This is a genomic window from Paenibacillus sp. JNUCC-31 (genome assembly GCF_014844075.1).
GTDB lineage: Bacteria > Bacillota > Bacilli > Paenibacillales > Paenibacillaceae > Paenibacillus.
In genome coordinates, this window is the sequence record NZ_CP062165.1 from 2,449,628 (window position 1) to 2,468,373 (window position 18,746).

At 46.2% G+C, this 18,746-nt stretch carries 14 protein-coding genes, 8 tRNA genes and 1 pseudogene; 7 read left to right on the forward strand and 16 right to left on the reverse strand.

Annotated elements, in window-relative coordinates; translation table 11 throughout:
* Positions 1–212 precede the first annotated feature (212 nt).
* Positions 213–947, forward strand: coding sequence for a response regulator transcription factor (locus tag JNUCC31_RS10620; RefSeq protein ID WP_192271054.1), 735 nt, complete (start codon positions 213–215; stop codon positions 945–947).
* Positions 944–2,686: a sensor histidine kinase gene (locus tag JNUCC31_RS10625; RefSeq protein WP_192271055.1), complete on the forward strand. Its 1,743-nt coding sequence runs from the start codon at positions 944–946 to the stop codon at positions 2,684–2,686. Before JNUCC31_RS10620 ends, JNUCC31_RS10625 begins: the two co-directional genes overlap by 4 nt.
* Positions 2,687–2,892: 206 nt before the next feature.
* Here the strand turns inward: JNUCC31_RS10625 and JNUCC31_RS10630 are convergent, their stop codons facing one another.
* On the reverse strand, positions 2,893–3,132 hold the full coding sequence (locus JNUCC31_RS10630; RefSeq protein WP_192271057.1) for a helix-turn-helix domain-containing protein: 240 nt from the start codon (positions 3,130–3,132) through the stop codon (positions 2,893–2,895).
* Between the two features lie 113 nt (positions 3,133–3,245).
* Between JNUCC31_RS10630 and JNUCC31_RS10635 the strand changes: the two genes are divergently transcribed.
* From JNUCC31_RS10635 to JNUCC31_RS10650, 4 genes and pseudogenes are all read left to right on the forward strand, one after another.
* Entirely contained in the window at positions 3,246–3,560 is a 315-nt protein-coding gene (locus JNUCC31_RS10635; RefSeq protein WP_192271059.1) for a DUF6809 family protein, read from the forward strand.
* Between the two features lie 393 nt (positions 3,561–3,953).
* The gene (locus tag JNUCC31_RS10640; RefSeq protein WP_228469617.1) at positions 3,954–4,280 is read left to right on the forward strand and encodes a helix-turn-helix transcriptional regulator; all 327 of its coding nucleotides are present in this window, start codon (positions 3,954–3,956) and stop codon (positions 4,278–4,280) included.
* A gap of 123 nt (positions 4,281–4,403) precedes the next feature.
* Positions 4,404–4,676 (forward strand): annotated as a pseudogene (locus JNUCC31_RS10645) (SDR family NAD(P)-dependent oxidoreductase); the annotation flags it as partial.
* A gap of 346 nt (positions 4,677–5,022) precedes the next feature.
* Positions 5,023–5,391 carry a VOC family protein gene (locus tag JNUCC31_RS10650; RefSeq protein WP_192271063.1) on the forward strand — a complete coding sequence of 123 codons (369 nt, stop codon included), beginning with the start codon at positions 5,023–5,025 and terminating at the stop codon, positions 5,389–5,391.
* 631 nt (positions 5,392–6,022) lie between these two features.
* Here JNUCC31_RS10650 and glmS read toward each other — a convergent pair.
* The 7 genes from glmS to ppc form a co-directional block, all read right to left on the reverse strand.
* The gene (glmS, locus tag JNUCC31_RS10655; protein WP_192271065.1) at positions 6,023–7,855 is read right to left on the reverse strand and encodes a glutamine--fructose-6-phosphate transaminase (isomerizing); all 1,833 of its coding nucleotides are present in this window, start codon (positions 7,853–7,855) and stop codon (positions 6,023–6,025) included.
* A 741-nt stretch (positions 7,856–8,596) separates the two neighbouring features.
* A complete protein-coding gene (glmM, locus tag JNUCC31_RS10660; protein ID WP_192271066.1) occupies positions 8,597–9,937 on the reverse strand; it encodes a phosphoglucosamine mutase in 1,341 nt (446 codons plus the stop codon).
* Between the two features lie 69 nt (positions 9,938–10,006).
* Positions 10,007–11,497: a CdaR family protein gene (locus tag JNUCC31_RS10665; protein ID WP_192271067.1), complete on the reverse strand. Its 1,491-nt coding sequence runs from the start codon at positions 11,495–11,497 to the stop codon at positions 10,007–10,009.
* A complete protein-coding gene (gene cdaA, locus JNUCC31_RS10670) occupies positions 11,490–12,329 on the reverse strand; it encodes a diadenylate cyclase CdaA (protein WP_062329948.1) in 840 nt (279 codons plus the stop codon). The genes JNUCC31_RS10665 and cdaA overlap by 8 nt, the downstream gene beginning before the upstream one ends.
* Positions 12,330–12,623: 294 nt before the next feature.
* Positions 12,624–13,238 (reverse strand): zf-HC2 domain-containing protein, encoded by a 615-nt coding sequence (locus tag JNUCC31_RS10675; protein ID WP_192271068.1) that lies wholly within the window; start codon positions 13,236–13,238, stop codon positions 12,624–12,626.
* 134 nt (positions 13,239–13,372) lie between these two features.
* Entirely contained in the window at positions 13,373–13,939 is a 567-nt protein-coding gene (gene sigW / locus JNUCC31_RS10680; RefSeq protein WP_017692117.1) for an RNA polymerase sigma factor SigW, read from the reverse strand.
* Between the two features lie 260 nt (positions 13,940–14,199).
* The gene (gene ppc / locus JNUCC31_RS10685) at positions 14,200–16,992 is read right to left on the reverse strand and encodes a phosphoenolpyruvate carboxylase (protein ID WP_192271069.1); all 2,793 of its coding nucleotides are present in this window, start codon (positions 16,990–16,992) and stop codon (positions 14,200–14,202) included.
* A 575-nt stretch (positions 16,993–17,567) separates the two neighbouring features.
* Between ppc and JNUCC31_RS10690 the strand changes: the two genes are divergently transcribed.
* The gene (locus tag JNUCC31_RS10690) at positions 17,568–17,873 is read left to right on the forward strand and encodes a WGxxGxxG family protein (RefSeq protein ID WP_192271070.1); all 306 of its coding nucleotides are present in this window, start codon (positions 17,568–17,570) and stop codon (positions 17,871–17,873) included.
* Between the two features lie 182 nt (positions 17,874–18,055).
* Here the strand turns inward: JNUCC31_RS10690 and JNUCC31_RS10695 are convergent.
* The 8 genes from JNUCC31_RS10695 to JNUCC31_RS10730 all read right to left on the reverse strand — a co-directional run bounded on the left by JNUCC31_RS10695 (position 18,056) and on the right by JNUCC31_RS10730 (position 18,726).
* Positions 18,056–18,126, reverse strand: a tRNA-Gly gene (locus JNUCC31_RS10695).
* A gap of 8 nt (positions 18,127–18,134) precedes the next feature.
* Positions 18,135–18,208, reverse strand: a tRNA-Pro gene (locus tag JNUCC31_RS10700).
* Between the two features lie 16 nt (positions 18,209–18,224).
* Positions 18,225–18,301 (reverse strand) — tRNA-Arg (locus tag JNUCC31_RS10705).
* 6 nt (positions 18,302–18,307) lie between these two features.
* Positions 18,308–18,382: transfer RNA gene (locus JNUCC31_RS10710), tRNA-Gly, on the reverse strand.
* 10 nt (positions 18,383–18,392) lie between these two features.
* Positions 18,393–18,473 (reverse strand) — tRNA-Leu (locus JNUCC31_RS10715).
* A 10-nt stretch (positions 18,474–18,483) separates the two neighbouring features.
* Positions 18,484–18,556: transfer RNA gene (locus JNUCC31_RS10720), tRNA-Lys, on the reverse strand.
* A 9-nt stretch (positions 18,557–18,565) separates the two neighbouring features.
* Positions 18,566–18,640: transfer RNA gene (locus tag JNUCC31_RS10725), tRNA-Gln, on the reverse strand.
* A 10-nt stretch (positions 18,641–18,650) separates the two neighbouring features.
* Positions 18,651–18,726, reverse strand: a tRNA-Val gene (locus JNUCC31_RS10730).
* Between the last annotated feature and the right edge of the window lie 20 nt (positions 18,727–18,746).

Genomic DNA, 18,746 nt, shown 5'->3' on the forward strand with positions numbered 1-18,746 from the left:
TACTCATGCTATTAACCTCCGCTTTAATAGATTGAATGCAACCATCCTTTTCCTGCTACTCCTCTCATCGAAGCTCGAATATGCTGCTCAGACCTATCCTACCAACCCCGCTGGAACGGAACTTAAACGAACCGATGAATTTTTGCTTAATTTTGTCCCTGCTGTTTAGGTCCTGTTAAGATAAATATGCTATTTTGAAAAAGGGTGAGAAAATGCCAAATCTATCCGCTATTAAAATCGCTATCGTTGACGACGAACCTTCGATGATCACCATGCTGCAAATGGTGCTTCGCCGGGAAGGTTTTCATCAACTGTACGGGGCTTCCACTTATACCGAAGCTCTCAGCCTAGTGCAACGCGTGGTCCCCGATATTGTTCTGCTTGACATTATGCTTCCCGACGGCAGCGGACTGGAGCTCTGCTCCAAGATCCGCGAATACGGGAACCCGTATATACTGTTCCTGACAGCCAAGGCGTCCGATCTCGATATTCTAAAAGGCTTCGCCATGGGTGGGGATGATTATATCACCAAGCCCTTCAACCCCCTGGAGGTAGCCGCAAGAATTCAAGCGCGCATACGCCGGTTGGAGCCGGAAGCCCTGGCGTCCGGTTCTGCGAAGCATCCCGATGCGGGAATTTACCGGTTCGGCCGCTTTACCATCAACGAGTCGGAGGGCGAGCTGACCGTAGAGGGACAGCCCGTTCCTTGCCCTGCACAGGTTTTCCAGCTATTACTGCACTTCTGCAGACATCCCGGAATCGTATTCTCCAAAACCCAGCTCTACGACAATGTCTGGGGGATCAACGGACAGGGCGATGATTCGACCGTGATGGTGCATATCCGCCGCATACGGGAGAGGATTGAACTCGATCCCGGCAATCCAAAGCTGCTGCTTACGGTACGCGGACTTGGCTACAAGCTGGTGAAGGAGCCGGAGGAGCGATGAAAATCCAGCAACGTATGGCTTTCCACTTCACGTATCAGTTGATTTTCTATGCTCTGGCAATTGTGACCATTGCTTTGGTTGCCTGCATCCTGTTCTTTCAGAACATGACCAGTAATGAGATACGCCGGAACTTTCCGGTTGGCGTCCTGCAACAGATTGCCCAAGAAGCCCAGTACAAAGACGGAAAAATTCACATCTTCCCCCAGTGGGACAAGCTTATCGAAGAGAAAGAGATGTGGCTGCAGGTGGTTAGTGCGGAAGGAGACGTAGTCTACAGCATTAATACAACTCCCTACCCCGCACTACCTGCCTCCTACTCCACCGCTCAATTGCTCGATATCCAGGAGACACGGAGACTGGGGTCTTATGCTGTGCAGACGCAACTGAATTTCTCGTTCCAGGACCCGCTTCTATATGTACTCGGCTATCCAACCCCTGACCTTGACCAGCTCACGGCGTGGTTCAACGCTTACGGACAGCAGGGCATGGTAAGAAGTGAAGCGGTTCCCCTCTTGGAACAGCAGCTTCGAAAGACTGGCAGTTATCTGCAAGTGATCGACCCTGAGAGTAACACCGTACAAGGCATTGGCGATCAAACGTATGTACAAAAGGCATATCGGCCGCTGGATATTCTGGCCATCCAGCAGTCTCCAGACAACTATGAAGCGGGTATTGTGGCCCACCGGGACGAGCCGAGCGGAATGACCTGGATCGTCTATACGCCCCATGCAGCCGGACTCCCTCTGAAGCATCCTGTATTGGAAAACGCAACGCCGAGACTCATCTGGATTGCGGTACTGATCCTGATCCTCGCTCTGTCGATCTCCATCTGGCATGGCTACCGCTATGGGCGGCCTCTGATTCTGTTCGCAGGCTGGTTCGAACGGATGGGCCAAGGGCAGTACGACGAGGTGCTGACCGCCAAGGACAAACGCAAGGTATTCCGCCGCAATGGCACTATGCGAACCCGCAACAGGCTCTATCAGGAAGTCATTCAAGCCTTCTATCAAATGACTCATCAATTGGCTCAAATCGAGAGGGACCGCAAGAGGCTCGAGAAGGAGCAGGCGGAGTGGATGTCAGGGATCTCCCATGATTTGCGCACACCTCTGGCCACGATTCAAGGCTACGGATATATGCTGGAGAAGCTGCCTGAGCAATGGAGCCAAGAGGAAATGCGGATCATGGGTGCGACCATCCGGGAAAAAGGGGATTATATGCTTGAGCTGATCTCCGACTTCTCTCTAATCCATCAGCTCAAGCAGAGCGATTCCATCATGGTCCGCCGGGACATCGATCTGGCAGAGTTGATACGCTGCTCCGTGTTGAAGTACGTCAACGATGCCACCATGTCTGAGTATCTGTTTCACTACACCGGGGAAGAGGGTTCCCTGTTGATACAGGGAGATGTAACCTGGTTACAGCGGCTGATGGACAATTTGCTGTCCAATGCGGTCAAGCATAATCCGCCAGGCACAACCATTACCGTCAATCTTATCCGAGTCAACGGCCAAGCTTGCATACGGGTACTCGATAATGGGAACGGGATGGATGAGGAGACACTGCATCATTTGTTCAATCGCTATTACCGCGGAACCAATACCGAGGAATCAACAGACGGCTCCGGACTCGGAATGAGCATCGCCAAAACCATCGTCGAAGCACACGGCGGCGAAATCAAGGTCCAATCGAAAATTGGGCAAGGCACGGAATTTGAGATTCTTTTGCCCTGCTGCTAGATCACGCTAATCTGTCAAGTTCAGCTAATTCTGTAATGAAGCAAAGAATTCAGGCAATCGGCCCTTAATCGTACGATATCAATTCACTTCAATCCAAATGGGGGAATTAAAGTTTCTGAAATAACTTACCAAATTATAGAGTTAATATTGAATGGATAAAAACCAAAAATGACTGTGCAGAAATCTGCAACAGTCATTTTTGTGTTTTATATTCTCTTGGCTCCAGCAATCTCTTCCTCCACAAGCCTAACCAATTCCGAAGCCTTCATATTCAACGCCTCAGCAAGCGCTAGCAATGAGTTCAGGGTAGGCTGATGAATCCCGCGTTCCAGCATCGATATGTAAGTCCGGTCAAGATTGCTTTGGAAGGCTAACTTCTCTTGACTCATCTTGTTTCTCTTCCGAATAGTCTTTAACACTTGCCCAAAGATTTCTTCTGATTTCAAGGCCATACCTCTTTTAGGTTAATTATCTAGTTGTCCGAACATTCAAATCCACGTAGTATACTCTACAAAATGATAATAATTCATGATATAATTTGCATAATGGGGATGAGGGAATGAAGAGTCTTTTAGAAAAGCTATATCATGGCCATTTGCATCCGAATGAAAACGTAATACCAAGTGACCCGCAATACTCTGAATTATGTCAACAAACATCTGAAATCATAGAGATTTGGAAGAAACGACATACAGAAGAGGAGTTCCAACAATTAGAAGCATTGTTAGACCTAAACGCTCAGACACACGGCATGGAGCTATCCTCGATTTTCAAATATGGATTCCGTCTAGGAGCAGGCATTATGGTTGAGGTTTTAACGGGGGAGGAGGATCTTGCTAGTAGGTTGAGTAGTGTCACTGATAAGACTCAGTGATTAACGGAAAAATTCTGCGTGGTTCATAAATGTTAACCTCAATTAAAAGTAATCAGAAACCTTGATTTCTCAAGGTTTTCTTTGCAATGCCAGAGTGAGCGGCTATTATTGATCTCCGGTCGCTCAGTCGTTTTAGTACATCTCTCATAAAGCTAAAGTGTATCTGAAAATGCAACTTAAACTGGGTATCGTCAAGCATACTGCAGTCCCTTGCAGGTTGCCAGGGCAGAATGCTGGTAGGCAGAAATACACGGGGATTTTCGGTGCTCAAACACTTGGGCCGAATCCAGACATCCCGAATCCCGCGCACCTCAATTTTCCGCTGCGTAATCCTTCTCGACTTGTCCAGATATATGATTTCTAAAGTTTGGACGATGTTCATCCTTATGATTTATGTCGGAGCTTTTCGAGCTGGAAGATACATTTATGTTGCCAGCAGATTTCCTTTTAGATGTATACCAGCCTCCAGATGATCGCGACGTCCGTGTGCGCATCTGGGTCCAACCTGACATTGCCGATAAGGTAAGGGAATCGAACAACTTCTATATAGAAACCATAGAGGATCATACGGAAGGGTTGCTGGTGACCTTACGTGTTCGGCAGCCTGAGGAATTGCTGCATTGGGTGCTCGGCTGGGGAGGCGAAGTGGTTGTGCTGGAGCCGGAATCCTTCCGACATCGGGTTAGAAACGAACTGAAAAAAACGTTAAAACGCTACTGACATAACGGTGTCAGTAGCGTTTTTGTATACTTCAAATAAGTAAAAGCTCGAATTTGAGCTTTTATTATATCTCCTGTTATAACTATTTGTGTTATAACAAGAAACATTACAATTATTATGGAGGAATCACTCGCGTCCGCACTTGGAATCGTTTTGGGCAAGGAGGTTCTCGGCCAGCAAGTAGATGATGCCACCTATGCCGAGATCATGAAAAAGGCTGGCGTACCGGACTTCGTTATTCCGATTCTTGTAGGGATTCAGCAAGGTATTCGGGGAAGAGCTTTTGAGGTGGAAAGCAACGATTTCGATAAGCTGCTTGGCCGGCCATTAACGCCAACGAACGAAGCCCTAAGTCAACTTGTACAAGGGATCTCCTATAAGCAGTTGGATAACTAGACTGCCGTGTGGCGAATGACCCTCGAGCGAGTTATGAGTTAGAGAGCTCCGAAAGGCTCCAGACACGAATAGTGCGTTAAGGTCAAGCCGTGTGGTCGCAAAACAGCTTCTATTGACATACGTAGTGTAATGGCGGTTTCCTTGAAAAGGTACCCAAGAGAGGTATCCAAATCTATCTGCGATTGTTTTTGACTCATGTCAGGAGAATGTTAAACCTTCGTGTAATTGGTATTAATTTCCACAAAGGAGGTGTTGCCCAAGGAAGAAAAGTTGAAACATTCCCGATGTCAGTATTACGACTTATATTAATAACATAAACAACCCCACATACAAAGGAGGACATTAAATGTCAGTAATTGGACCCGACTTCATTTCACTTCAAGTGAGCAATCTTGAAGGCTCTGCGGAATTCTATCAAAACTATCTCGGACTGGTCCGCTCACAGGCGGGACCACCTCATGCTGTGGTCTTTGAAACAAAGCCTATTGCATTTGCTCTTCGTGACCTAATGCAAGGAATAGAACTCGGTTCAGGTACTCAGCCTGGACTTGGTGTCGCTCTGTGGCTTCATGCCCCTGATACGCAAGAAATCCACGACAAGCTTATTGCAGGAGGCGTAAAGATTACATCCGCACCAATAGATGGACCATTCGGGCGAACCTTTACATTTGCCGACCCAGACGGTTACCTAGTTACCCTTCACAGTAAAGCCTAATACGCAAATGTATCCAGGGGGATGGTTCAGTGAATGAGTTTTTCATAAGAAAAGTTAATCATCTAGAAACCTGTAAGTTGATGCATCTCGTTGAAGAAAGTACGCGCGAAGGTGCTAAAAGAAACCAAGAGCAATTTTCTGCTCTTGGTTTCTTTTTACTGATCTTTTTGATTTCTAGAATCTCATCAGGAAAGCACAACGAGAATAGGTACTAATTATTATTAAAAAAGTGCTGCTAAAAATCACATATTAGAAACCATCATTTATTATCCCTTCTCTTTTTCCTAAGCCCCTAGGCAAGCTACCAACGGTGCTCTGTGAACCCCAAAGTACAATAAGATACTTAGATTGGCCGTTAGCCCATTTCATGGCCCTTAGGAGGACCATATGTGTTGGAGACATATATTTTCGACAAAAAGGCTGTTGAATGGCAATTTAAGCCCCGAGAACGGCCACTCCAATACGGAATTTGTTTTTAATCTTATTAAGACCCCTGATTTTCCTGATTAAACAACAAATGAGCTCAGACTAATCTGAGCTCATTTGTATGTTGGTTAAGAAGTTACAATCTATATTTTTCAGTTACATACTAAATTTAACGCATTCATCTTTGAAATTAAAGACTCTTCCCTTACTCTACCGTTACACTCTTCGCCAGGTTACGTGGTTTATCCACATCGTGACCCAGAGCGAGAGAAGCGTAGTATGCAAGCAATTGCAAAGCTACAACGGATAGAGCCGGGCTGAGCAGTGGCAACGTCTTAGGAATGGCAAACGCTTGGTCAACCGATTTCAGCAATGGTGCTACGTGCTCTTCGTACGTAATTGCCAGTACGTCTGCACCACGTGCTTTCACTTCTTTGATGTTGCTCACCGTTTTCTCCAGAACGTTCTCCTGCGTTGCCAGAGCAATGACAGGGATACCGTCCTCGATCAATGCGAGTGTACCATGTTTCAACTCACCCGCAGCATACGCTTCGGAGTGAATATAAGAGATCTCTTTCAGCTTCAAAGAACCTTCTTGTGCTACTGCATAATCCAGACCACGGCCGATGAAGAAGAGATGTTGATGTTTGGAAATTTGTTCTGCATATCCTTTAATGGCTTCCGCTTGCTCCAGCATAGATTCCACTTGCTCAGGCAGAGCTTGCATTGCTGCGAGCGTGTGAGCAATCTCTTCTGCTGTTTGTGTACCACGAACTTGTGCAAGGTACAGACCCAGCAGGTTAAACGCAATCAATTGCGAAGTATACGCTTTGGTAGAAGCTACAGCAATTTCCGGTCCTGCCAATGTTGCGATCACATCGTCTGCATCACGTGCAATGGAGCTACCTACAACGTTAGTGATGGCGAGTACATGTGCACCATTCGATTGTGCTTCGCGCAGTGCAGCAAGAGTATCTGCAGTTTCGCCAGATTGGCTCACTACGATTACCAGTGTATCTTTGTTAACGATTGGAGAACGATAGCGGTACTCGGAAGCAACGTCAGTTTCTACCGGAATACGCACCAATTGTTCAATTACAGTACGTCCAACCAGACCTGCATGGTACGCTGTACCACAAGCAATGATTTGAACGTTACGAATATTTTTAATTTGCTCTTCTGTCATTTTCAACTCAGGAAGTTGAACTTTTTTGCCTTCATTGTCGATGCGACCCAGCATTGTATCACGGTATGCTTTTGGTTGCTCATGAATTTCTTTCAGCATGAAGTGCTCGAATCCGCCTTTTTCTGCAGTTACAGCATCCCAATCGACATGAATCATTTCCCGAGAAATAAAGTTGCCTTCAATCGTCATCAATTCGACAGCATCATGTGTCAAAACAGCCATCTCACCATCATTCAGAATATACACATTACGTGTATGTTCCAGAATGGCCGGGATATCGGAACCGATAAAGTTCTCGCCTTTACCAATACCGATAATCAGCGGGCTTGCTTGACGCACAGCTACGAGTTTCTCAGGCTCATACTCTGTCAGAACACCCAGCGCGAATGCTCCGCGCATCAATGTGATCACTTTTTGCACTGCTTTAACGATATCTCCATCGTATTCACGTGCAATCAGGTGGGAGATGACTTCAGTATCTGTCTCGGATGTGAATGTGTGACCTTGAGCAATCAGTTCGTCTTTCAGATCCAAATAGTTCTCGATAATTCCGTTGTGAACAACAGAGAACTTCTGGCTCTCATCCGTGTGTGGATGGGAATTCTCGTCAGATGGTTTACCATGAGTAGCCCAGCGAGTGTGTCCGATTCCGGCATTACCTACCAGCGGAGCACCATCCAGTTTGGCTTCAAGGTTCGCAAGACGTCCCAGAGCTTTGGAGATTTGCAGACCATCCGGTGTAAATACCGCAATACCTGCAGAATCATAACCACGATACTCAAGCTTTTTCAGTCCTTCGATCAATACCGATTGAGTGTTCTTATTACCAATATATCCAACAATACCGCACATAGTTTAGTTCCTCCGATTGTATATGAATACTGTGTCACGAAGAGAAACAGGCTGGCACGGCATATCGAAAAAATGAAAATGATTGCCTAACGTATCATGAAAACTTTCAACTATTCAATTATCAATGATCAGAGCAGCCTCTTGCCGCTCCGCAGTCATAAGCTGTTATTAGATGCAATCATGAATGTACATCATTTTCCCGTCCGCGCACTGTACACGCTCTTCGCGCACATTCATTTTAATTTTAGTTGACTCTTGCACCTACCGGCGCGTTGTGTGGACAGTCACCCATCCATTTTCCGCAATCCGGTTTACGGCTCTGGTGCATCACCGGGAGGTCCCCGCCGAACAATTCGAACACCCCCACCTCGTCAGCTTGATTGCCGTCGATTATTGCTCAGTAGCATCTTAAGCTTCAAGATTCATACTGGTCAAAATCCTTCCCGCGCAACTTCAAGCTCTGGCGCTTGTGTAACTAGTACCTTACGATCCTCACTTTCTGTGTCTGAATGACGACTCCACTCATTATATGCACGTCACGTTCATTTTGCAATGGAGCAAAGTACCTGTGACAATTTCGGCATATTTACCCACAATCCCGACCGAATAAACAGACCCATGGTCTCACTAGGCCGGGACGTAGGAATATGGATTTGTATGGCATAACCCCTGTTAGATTAAACCTTATAAGACAGTGATTCCCTTGAAATAACCGGGTTTGGAAGGCCTATTGATCAGGTCCTATACCAGTTCTTTTTGCACAACATCCGCAATTTGAGACACGAATTGTTCAAGTTCATCCTTATCTGGTCCTTCCGCCATAACACGGATCAGGGATTCAGTACCGGACGCACGAACAAGTACACGTCCATTATCGCCCAGCTGCTGCTCTACTGTAGCAATCGCTTGTTCAATCGCAGAATTGCCCTCATATTTGCTCTTATCTTCAACACGCACGTTCACCAAAACTTGTGGGTACTGAGTCATCATTGCTTTCAACTCACTCAGCTTTTTACCGGAAGCTTTTAGCGTATCCACGAGTTGAATGGCCGTCAGCATGCCATCTCCAGTGGTATTGTAATCCAGGAAAATAACATGACCGGACTGCTCTCCCCCCAGGTTGTAACCGCCACGACGCATTTCCTCCATCACATAACGATCACCCACTGCGGTTTTGGCAGTTTTCAATGCGAGCTTCTCGGTTGCTTTGTAGAATCCAATGTTACTCATTACGGTGGAAACTACAGTACTGTCTTTCAGCTTGCCTGCACGATTCATCGCATCACCACAGATACACAGAATAAAGTCGCCATCGACCTCTGCACCTGTCTCATCAATTGCAATCAGGCGGTCTGCATCACCGTCAAAAGCAAGGCCCAGATCCGCTTTATGTTTCAGCACCTCTTGTTTCAAATGCTCCGGGTGAGTTGATCCGCATTGCTCATTGATATTCAGGCCGGTAGGCTCCGCGCCAATAGCAATGACTTCTGCACCAAGTTCTTTGAACAATTTGGGTGCCAGCTCATAAGCTGCTCCATTAGCACAGTCGAGAACAATTTTGAGTCCTGAGAACGATTCATTTACCGTTGTCTTCAAGAAATCCAAATAACGGAAACGGGATTCATCATCCGTCGTTACAGTACCCAAACCACCACCAACAGGACGAGGCAGTTGATCCGTTTCAGCATCCATCAATTCTTCGATCCGGTTCTCGGTTTCATCAGAAAGCTTGAATCCATCACCACCAAAGAACTTGATTCCATTATCCTCAACCGGATTGTGAGAAGCCGAGATCATTACCCCTGCATCTGCCTTCAGCAGACGACTAATATAAGCCACTCCAGGTGTAGATACAACACCCAGACGAATCACATCAGCGCCAATGGAGAGCAGACCTGCAACCAGTGCGGATTCCAGCATCAGTCCCGAGATTCGGGTATCCATACCGATAACCACTTTGGGTCTTTCCACACCACCTGCAAGCACATAACCACCACAACGCCCGATGCTGTAAGCCAGCTCCGCCGTTAATTCTTTATTGGCAACACCTCTTACACCGTCTGTACCAAAATATTTCCCCATGATCTAACTCCTTCTATTCGCATCATATAAGAGCATAAACATTATTTTCAAATTTCTGAATCTGAACATTTACGGGTTTGAGCCACTACTGCTGCTCCCGCTGTTATTGTTATTTGTATTACCTCGATTGGTTGCATTACCTTGTTGGCTCTGCTCCTGATTGTCCGTATTCGATTCGGTTTCCTCTTCATCAGGAACAGGTTCCGTATCCCCATTCTCAACCTCTGCAGGTGAAGGCTCAGGCCCTACCGTCCCTTCATCATTCGGGTCCTCTCCGGGGGCTACCGTCGTATCTTCAGCTTTTTCGCTAATTTTGACAGTAGCACTCAGACCTTTTGATGAATCTTCAAGTTTGGCAAAACGCGGCAAGTCCGCTTCAAGTTTCACTTCATGTGTTCCTGCGGCGAGTCCGGCAAGATCTGCAGTCAGCTTGATATCATCACTATTCAGACCCTCAAGCATACTTGATGAACCTTTGAGCGTGATATTTAGACCGCCGCTTTTGGGAGTGACCAGTGTACCTTCCAGTCCATTCTCAGCACCCGTAAGCGTAATGGGTACGTTGGGAAAGACTCTGGTCGTCTCCTCAAGCTCATCGAATGGTGATACCGTCACCTTGAGCTGAATCGAACTAGGCTCGATTTTCTCAAAACCGGAAGGCGGCGTCAAGTCCACGTTAACTGTCGACGTACCTGCCTCATCGAACTGGGTCAAATCAAGGGTTACTTGGTCGTAGGACTGTATACCCGCAAGCACGTCCTCTGTTCCGTAAACCGAGACTTCTTTCACGCTTGGCTCAACCGTGGAGAGCACCAATCCCTCCGGCAGCTGTCCTGAATATTTGATTCTTAAGGGTACAGTTGTATAGGGCTGATTGACCGGAATGCGGACTTCAACCGTTTCTGGCGTAACAATGGCATTCTCGATGACTTTGCCTTCGGCATCATAGGCCTGTAACTTCACTTTCTTCTGCGTCACATCATCCTTCGCATCCTTCACGCTCACACTGCCCTGAACCTTCGCTACGGCGTCAAGTTGCCCTTCGGGCAGAGTAACCTTAACTGGACCTGAAGGCTCAACAACGGGCGTTCCAGTGCTGTATCCGGCGGATGGTTCTCCTTCGGGTACAATATTCACATCGAAGGATTTGGTGCCCAATTTTTCCACATTGACTGTAACCATAGAAGGCTCCATACTGACCACTTCAACCCCTGAAGGTAAATCAGGGACTAATGGTAACGTATTAGACCCATCTTTCACCTGACTGAGGTCAACGAGCACTTTATAATCATCATTCGTAAATATGGAAGTTAACATGGAGCGCTGTCCTTTGATCTCCAGACGCACTTCATCCGTACTGAGCGAAGTAAGTACATAGGAATTGCTATCGAGCCCATAGGGCTGAACAGGAACCGTTCGCTCCACAACCTTATTGGTTGTCCCGGTCGCGATTGTTGGCGTAGTCGGTACTTCATCCAGATGTATCATGAACCAAAGCAACAAACTGACGGCAAGGGCAAGAATCTTAGCGAAATTGTTATTGTTAAACCATTTATCCATTTTTACGTCCCCCCTTCCGTTTCCAGAAGGTAGCCCAACCATTCTTTTTATTCAAATTGGATGTCGGACGCAGTTCCTCGTACAGTTTGGCAATTAGTGACTCTTCTTTAATATCACGTACAACCTGTCCATTCATCGCGAGCGACACCTGACCTGTCTCCTCCGAGACGACCAGACAAATCGCGTCCGCCACTTCGGTAATCCCGATTGCTGCACGGTGACGCGTCCCCAGCTCCTTACTGATAAACGGATTTTCGGACAGAGGCAAATAACACGCTGCAGCCGAAATCTGTTTGCCTTGTATAATGACGGCTCCATCATGGAGCGGTGTATTGGGAATAAAAATGTTAATCATCAGCTCTGAGCTGACCAGTGATTGCATCTGGATCCCGGATTCCGTGTAATCGTTCAGACCCGTTTCCCGTTCGAATACAACCAATGCACCGATTTTTCTCCGAGACAAATAGTTCACAGACTTAATAATCTCACCGATTAACACGGTTAATTCTTCATCACTCGCTGCGGTCGTGCGTCCAAACAGCTTGCCACGCCCCAATTGCTCCAGACCACGGCGCAGCTCAGGCTGAAAGATAATAAAGACGGCAACGACACCAAACGTAAACATCTGGTTCATCAGCCATTTAAGCGTATAGAGGTTTAGCCACGTACTTAATGCCCAGATCACCACAAGGAACAGAATGCCCTTAAGGAGCTGAACCGCACGGGTCCCCCGCACCAGTAAAATCAGCTTGTACATAATATAGGTAACGATCAATATATCGATAACGTCCTTAATGGACTCTTTCCACGTTAAGTCAGCAAAATAGTTCATAAGCCAGCCCCCGCTATCCCCATTGATGAGTAAACCCTGATCTCATATTAACCCTTTAGGATTTTAAATAATCCTTTGTCTTAGCATTACAAAATGCTTTTCTATATGTAGTAGTATGTTCTCTTTAGTATCTAGGTTATAACGTTCACGTTCAGGTTGCAAGTTACGGGAGTCACAAACTGCGCAGAAACGACTCATATTCCATAAATTACAAACCCATAAGATAAAAAAAGAGTACCCCAGCAATCTGGAGGTACCCTGCTTGGTATATACCCTTGAAGAATTTACCCTATTTTAGCGGTAAGCCACTTCATTTACCATATTGGTTATTTTGTACCAGAACCAGTCCAAGGCCTGATCAATACTTTTCACCTGACCTGAAATATGCGCCGTTGAAGCCTGATACAACTGTCCATCAATAACCGTCAGATTGCCATTTACATCACCGTAAACCTGAGCGGTTCCATTCTCTATCGTAAGATCGCCAGCAATTGACTTGCCTTCTGGAACAATAACTGTGTTTCCTTCAATCACGATCTGGTCCAAGTTATTTCCCTTCACAACCATTTCGTTATTTTGATTCCAGAAATTCCAAGCGCTAAAGAGCATCACGACCAAAAAGAAGGCTGCCGCCGTCAGCGCGGGATGTCCTTTGACCCATTTGAGCCATACTTGCTGTCTCTTGGGCTGAGGCAGAGCATTCATAATTCGATTGGTCAGCTCATCCGAGGCAGACGGTGAATAGTGTTTCATGGCAAAGAGTAGCATTTCCGTCTGTTCCAACTCTTTAAAGCGCATGCGACAATCCGGACAGGTCACAAGGTGACTTTTCAATTCAACCTTCTGGGTCGGGGACAACGACTCATCCAAACATTCATGCATTAAAGAGACGGCCGAGTTGCAATCCATATGAGAGCCAATCCTTTCTTCAATCACTTAGTCCCTGCATCATCAAAAAGCACGCATAAGACTTGCATACATTACATACGCATCCGTTTCGGATATGTTTCAAATAATTTCGCCCAAAATAAAGACGTTTCACTTTACAACTTATACTCCAGTTTTTTCCGCAAAAAATCACGGCCCCGATGAACACGAGTTTTAATCGTTGTTACGGGCATGCCTGTCACATCACTGATTTCCTGTAGCGACAAGTCCTGTAAATATCTCAAAATCATGACTGATTTATACTTGGCCGGCAAACTGTCAATGGCTTCACGAATAAGTGTCTGCGTCTCTGACAGAAGTGCTTCACTCTCTGGTGTACGATCATCACTCGGAAGCATTGCGTAACCGTCAGATCCTTCCTGATCATTCAACTCCGCATCCAGTGAGTAAGATGGTTTCTTTCTCCGTAGGCGGTCGATACACAGATTGGTTGCAATCCGATAAATCCAGGTTGAAAACTTCTGGTTCGGATCATACTTCTCCATATTACGAAACACACGCAAAAACGTCTCCTGTACAACGTCTTCAGCCTCATGACGGTTGTTCAGCATCCGATATGCCAGATGAAACAGCTTGTCCTTGTATAATTCAACGATTTCTGCAAAGGCCCGCTGGTCACCCTTCAGTACCAGCTTAACCAGCCTGTTCTCCAAATTGTCCACCCTTATTCCCCCAGACATGCTGATGGGTCTTCCGCCTTCTGATACCCGTCCACACTTGTAATTCACCAATCAAATCGTAAATCAACTTTGGTCAAAAATCAAGACTGTATGACAAATATCCGCCAAAAACAGTAAAAACGGGAACTCCCGCAGGAGTCCCGTTTCATCTCTCGCTCCGTAGAGCAGAGAATGGAGCTTTTATTCAACAAAGTAATGGGTAACTGGCTACATATAATTATTCAAATGCAGCAGTTCAATGATCAGCCTGTATTACGCAGTCCTGCAGCAATGCCATTGATTGTCAGCAACACTTCTCTAAGCAGTTCCGTATCATCCTCACCACGTTCACGCATATCTCTGAGCTCGCTCAGAAGTTGAACCTGCATGTAGGACAATGGATCAACATAAGGATTGCGTAGTCGGATTGACTCTTGAATCACCGGTACGTCATCCAGAATTTCAGCTTCTCCGGTAATTTTCAAAATAAGCTCTTTAGTCAGCTTAAATTCGGATTCAATCTGACCATAGATGCGGTCACGCGCTTCCTTGTTGGAAGTCATGGCTGAGTATTCTTTGGCAATCACCAGATCTGCCTTGGCTACAGCCATCTGAACCGTATCAATCAGCGTGCGGAAGAATGGGAAGCTTGCATACATTTCTTTCAGGACAATCAGATTTTCCTCTTTATCCTGATAGAAACTTTGCAGCCCTGTTCCAGCCGCATACCATGCTGGAAGCAGATAACGACTTTGTGTCCATGCAAATACCCAAGGAATCGCTCTGAGATCTTCGAACTTGTCGCTACCTTTCCGCTTGGACGGACGTGAACCAATATTCAGTTCACCCACCTCTGGAAGCGGTGTGGATTCCTTGAAGAAGGTAAAGAAGTCCGGATCACGGAAAATCAGATCCTGATATTTCGTCAGGGATACTTCCGAAATCTCTTTGATGATGCTGTCCCAATGACGCTCGGATTCTGATTCTTGCGGCTCAAGACCATTCAGTGCTGCTGTAATCAAAGCAGAAGTTGCCTGCTCCAAACTACGGTATGCAATCCCCTGAAGGGAATAACGAGAAGAAATGACCTCTCCCTGCTCTGTAATCTTGATGCCTCCGCCAATGGTATGCGGTGGTTGAGCAAGAATACTGCGGTTGAGTGGCATGCCGCCACGTCCAAGAGCTCCGCCACGTCCATGGAAGAACTTCAGCTTAACGCCGTGTTCATTTCCTACAGCCGTGATCGCATTCATTGCTACACGCAGTTCCCAGTTGGCTGTAACCACCCCGCCATCCTTGTTGCTGTCGGAGTATCCCAACATGATTTCATGCAATTCATTCCGTCCGCTCACACTTGCACGGTATACCGGAAGGTTAAACAGCTTTTGCATAATATCGGAAGCGGCATGAAGATCATCAATCGTTTCAAACAGTGGAACTGCTTGAAGCGAAGATACCACTTCGCCGTTAGGTCCTTTGCTGAACAAGCCTACTTCCTTGGCAAACACCATGACTTCAAGCAGATCACTTGCTCCCTGGGTCATACTAATCAAATAACTTGTGATACAACCGGCCCCAAACTCGCTTTGAGCACGCTTAATTGTACGGAACACGTCCAAGCACTCTTTAGTCCCCTCCGTGTATTGGTGATAAGGAGAAGTAAGCGGACGAGGGTCGTCCAGCAAACGAGCGAGCAAATCGATTTTGCCATCCTCCGTCAGACGAGCATAATCTTCTACGATGTTCATCTTGGCCAAAATCTCCGACATCGCATTTTCATGCTCTTTGCTGTGCTGACGTACATCCAATGCAGCCGTATGGAAACCAAACAGCTCCACTTGACGAATCATTTTGCGAATGGTCGTATCCGCTACATAGTCCGCAAAGTGATGACGTAGGCTGCGATCGATAATCATCAGATCATCCATCAGACCTTGAGCGCTGTCATAGCGGTCAGGCTGTCCCACTTTGTTCTCATCCAAGACATTGTTCAGCTTGGCAATCATATATGCCAATTTGATCCGATATGGCTCTTTTTCATTCCGCCACATATCCACTTTTTTCAACGTTACACAACTACGGTCCTGCTCAATTGACTGCACCAGCTCATCCGATACGTGGATGATGTTCGTGCTGAAGCTGAGATGTCCCATAAGTTCAATCATAATCCGCTGATACTCACGCAAAGCGAGTTTACGCTGCATCAACAGTGTCTGCCATGTTACGTCTGAAGTTACCGAAGGATTTCCATCCCGGTCTCCACCGATCCAGGAACCGAACCGCAAATACGTCGGCACATGCCAGTCATGGTCAGGGTAAAATTTATTCAAGCAGCGTTCAAGCTCCTGATATACATCCGGAAGTACGTGGAATAACGTTTCATGAAAGTAATACATCCCGTTCCGCACTTCATCGAGCACAGTCGGTTTACGGTCACGAAGCTCATCGGTTTGCCATAGAGTAATGACTTCGTTCAGCAGCTTTTCCCGTAACTGTTCACGTTCACGCAACGTCAGCGTAGGATTATCAAGTAGCATGACATCTTCGGATATCCGTTTGTGGATGTCCAGTATAACCCGACGCATAGCTTCGGTTGGATGAGCTGTCATAACTAATTCCAGAGACAAATCCTCTAGAATATCCTCTACTTCTGTATGAGACAGTCCGCGTTCCTTCAGATCCTGTACTGCTTTCTCAATCGATCCTGGCTGCACAGCGTTCCCTGCAGAACGTTCATAATCCCGTTTACGCCGGATCCGATGGTTTTGTTCAGCAATATTAACTAATTGAAAATAAATCGCGAAAGCCCGAATAACCTGATGGCGATTTTCCGAGTCTAATTCCTGGATCATCGTTTTGAATTCTGCATAAAGTTCTGGCAAGAACTCTGCTCGCAACGATTTGCTCGTTTCCCGAATCTTCTCAACGATATCTAGAAGCTCCGTGCCTCCTTGATGGACAAGAACTTCTCCGAGTATGTTGCCCAGGAACCGCACGTCTCGCCGAAGCAGGTTGTTGGATTGGCTTTTGCTGGCGGTTACCATAGTTTCAGTCATGCTTATCCTCCCATCTGATCGTTCCAATCGTACACGCAAATTTGACACCTTCATAACATCATACAATAAAATGGTACGAAAATCTTTATTTTTCTACTAGTAAAAATGGGGATCAGCCCCGATTTACAGCACAAAAACACGCTTTATTATTCATTTTCTTGTTCTGCTTCGATCAATGGTCAAATGCTGTCCCATGATACATTTATCACGTACTATTCATAATACAAAATTCACATACCTATTCCTAATTTCTTATAAATATACAGTCGTACGGGTATGATTTACTTTCGAATAGATTCATGTCTACAAGCATTTCCACTGCTACAAACCAGACGAAACATACAGAAACATGACCGGCAAAGCAAGCTTTTGTATACTTTACCACAGTGACGTAATAAATTAAAGGTCAATTTGTAATTTTCTTTCCTCTAAATGGCGCTTACTTTAGAATTTGTTATATACGTTGTGAGACAGCTGTAATCATAGGAATAACTTAACATTCATATTTCTACATAATATTCTTTTGCACTTGGGCAGATTAAAGGATAGTTCAAACATAAAAGGGGGGCTAACAAATGAAGAAAAAAAGTACTACTTTTATCGCTTCCATGCTTTTAGTGGCTGCATTGGCAGGTACAGCCGCTGCCCAGGGCCACACGACGAAAGGAATGGAACCCAATGCTACACATATGAGCACGTACGATAACAGCAACTACACTAACAGCAACTACACTAACGGTGACTACCGCACCAACAACGTTCGTACAAATGCTGCTACAACAGATCGAAACAAGGGAATGGACTGGGGCTGGCTTGGTTTGCTGGGTCTACTTGGATTAGCTGGCATGCGCAGAAAAGTAACTGATCATAACGATCGTTAATTTCGGCCAAACTCCCTATAAGCATTTACTTACAAGTTAACCAAAGAGCCAAGACCCTCTTGTCATTCAGTGATAAGAGGGGCTTGGCTCTTTGATATGTTTTCAACAAAACCTTAGTATCTGCACGCATAAAAATAAAGAAAAGCCTCTGCATTTGCAAAGGCTCTTCAGTACAACAATTAAGCGGGTGATGGGAATCGAACCCACGCTATTAGCTTGGAAGGCTAAAGTTCTACCATTGAACTACACCCGCAAGTAAAATCGGGATGACACGATTTGAACATGCGACCCCCTGGTCCCAAACCAGGTGCTCTACCAAGCTGAGCTACATCCCGATACTTATGAAAATAATGGCGCGCCCTGAGAGATTCGAACTCCCGGCCTTTTGATTCGTAGTCAAACGCTCTATCCAGCTGAGCTAAGGGCGCAAATATTGGAGCGGACGACGGGAATCGAACCCGCGACCCTCGCCTTGGCAAGGCGATGCTCTACCGCTGAGCCACGTCCGCTTATAAAGGATGCGCGTGGAGGGACTTGAACCCCCACGTCAAAGACGCTAGATCCTAAGTCTAGTGCGTCTGCCAATTCCGCCACACGCGCATATAACAAGTGAGCCATGAAGGGCTCGAACCTTCGACACCCTGATTAAAAGTCAGGTGCTCTACCAACTGAGCTAATGGCTCAAAATAAAATGGCTGGGGATATAGGATTTGAACCTATGCATGACGGAGTCAAAGTCCGTTGCCTTACCGCTTGGCTAATCCCCATTAAGTTAAGTGGTGGAGGCTGAGGGGATCGAACCCCCGACCCTCTGCTTGTAAGGCAGATGCTCTCCCAGCTGAGCTAAGCCTCCATCCTATGACCCGTAGGGGA

Bases quoted from the DNA above. Each gene is read 5' to 3' on its own strand.
- JNUCC31_RS10620 (WP_192271054.1), top strand. From the start codon at position 213: ATGCCAAATCTATCCGCTATTAAAATCGCTATCGTTGACGACGAACCT.
- JNUCC31_RS10625 (WP_192271055.1), top strand. From the start codon at position 944: ATGAAAATCCAGCAACGTATGGCTTTCCACTTCACGTATCAGTTGATT.
- JNUCC31_RS10635 (WP_192271059.1), top strand. From the start codon at position 3,246: ATGAAGAGTCTTTTAGAAAAGCTATATCATGGCCATTTGCATCCGAAT.
- JNUCC31_RS10640 (WP_228469617.1), top strand. From the start codon at position 3,954: ATGTCGGAGCTTTTCGAGCTGGAAGATACATTTATGTTGCCAGCAGAT.
- JNUCC31_RS10650 (WP_192271063.1), top strand. From the start codon at position 5,023: ATGTCAGTAATTGGACCCGACTTCATTTCACTTCAAGTGAGCAATCTT.
- glmS (WP_192271065.1), bottom strand. From the start codon at position 7,855: ATGTGCGGTATTGTTGGATATATTGGTAATAAGAACACTCAATCGGTA.
- glmM (WP_192271066.1), bottom strand. From the start codon at position 9,937: ATGGGGAAATATTTTGGTACAGACGGTGTAAGAGGTGTTGCCAATAAA.
- JNUCC31_RS10665 (WP_192271067.1), bottom strand. From the start codon at position 11,497: ATGGATAAATGGTTTAACAATAACAATTTCGCTAAGATTCTTGCCCTT.
- cdaA (WP_062329948.1), bottom strand. From the start codon at position 12,329: ATGAACTATTTTGCTGACTTAACGTGGAAAGAGTCCATTAAGGACGTT.
- JNUCC31_RS10675 (WP_192271068.1), bottom strand. From the start codon at position 13,238: ATGGATTGCAACTCGGCCGTCTCTTTAATGCATGAATGTTTGGATGAG.
- ppc (WP_192271069.1), bottom strand. From the start codon at position 16,992: ATGACTGAAACTATGGTAACCGCCAGCAAAAGCCAATCCAACAACCTG.
- JNUCC31_RS10690 (WP_192271070.1), top strand. From the start codon at position 17,568: ATGAAGAAAAAAAGTACTACTTTTATCGCTTCCATGCTTTTAGTGGCT.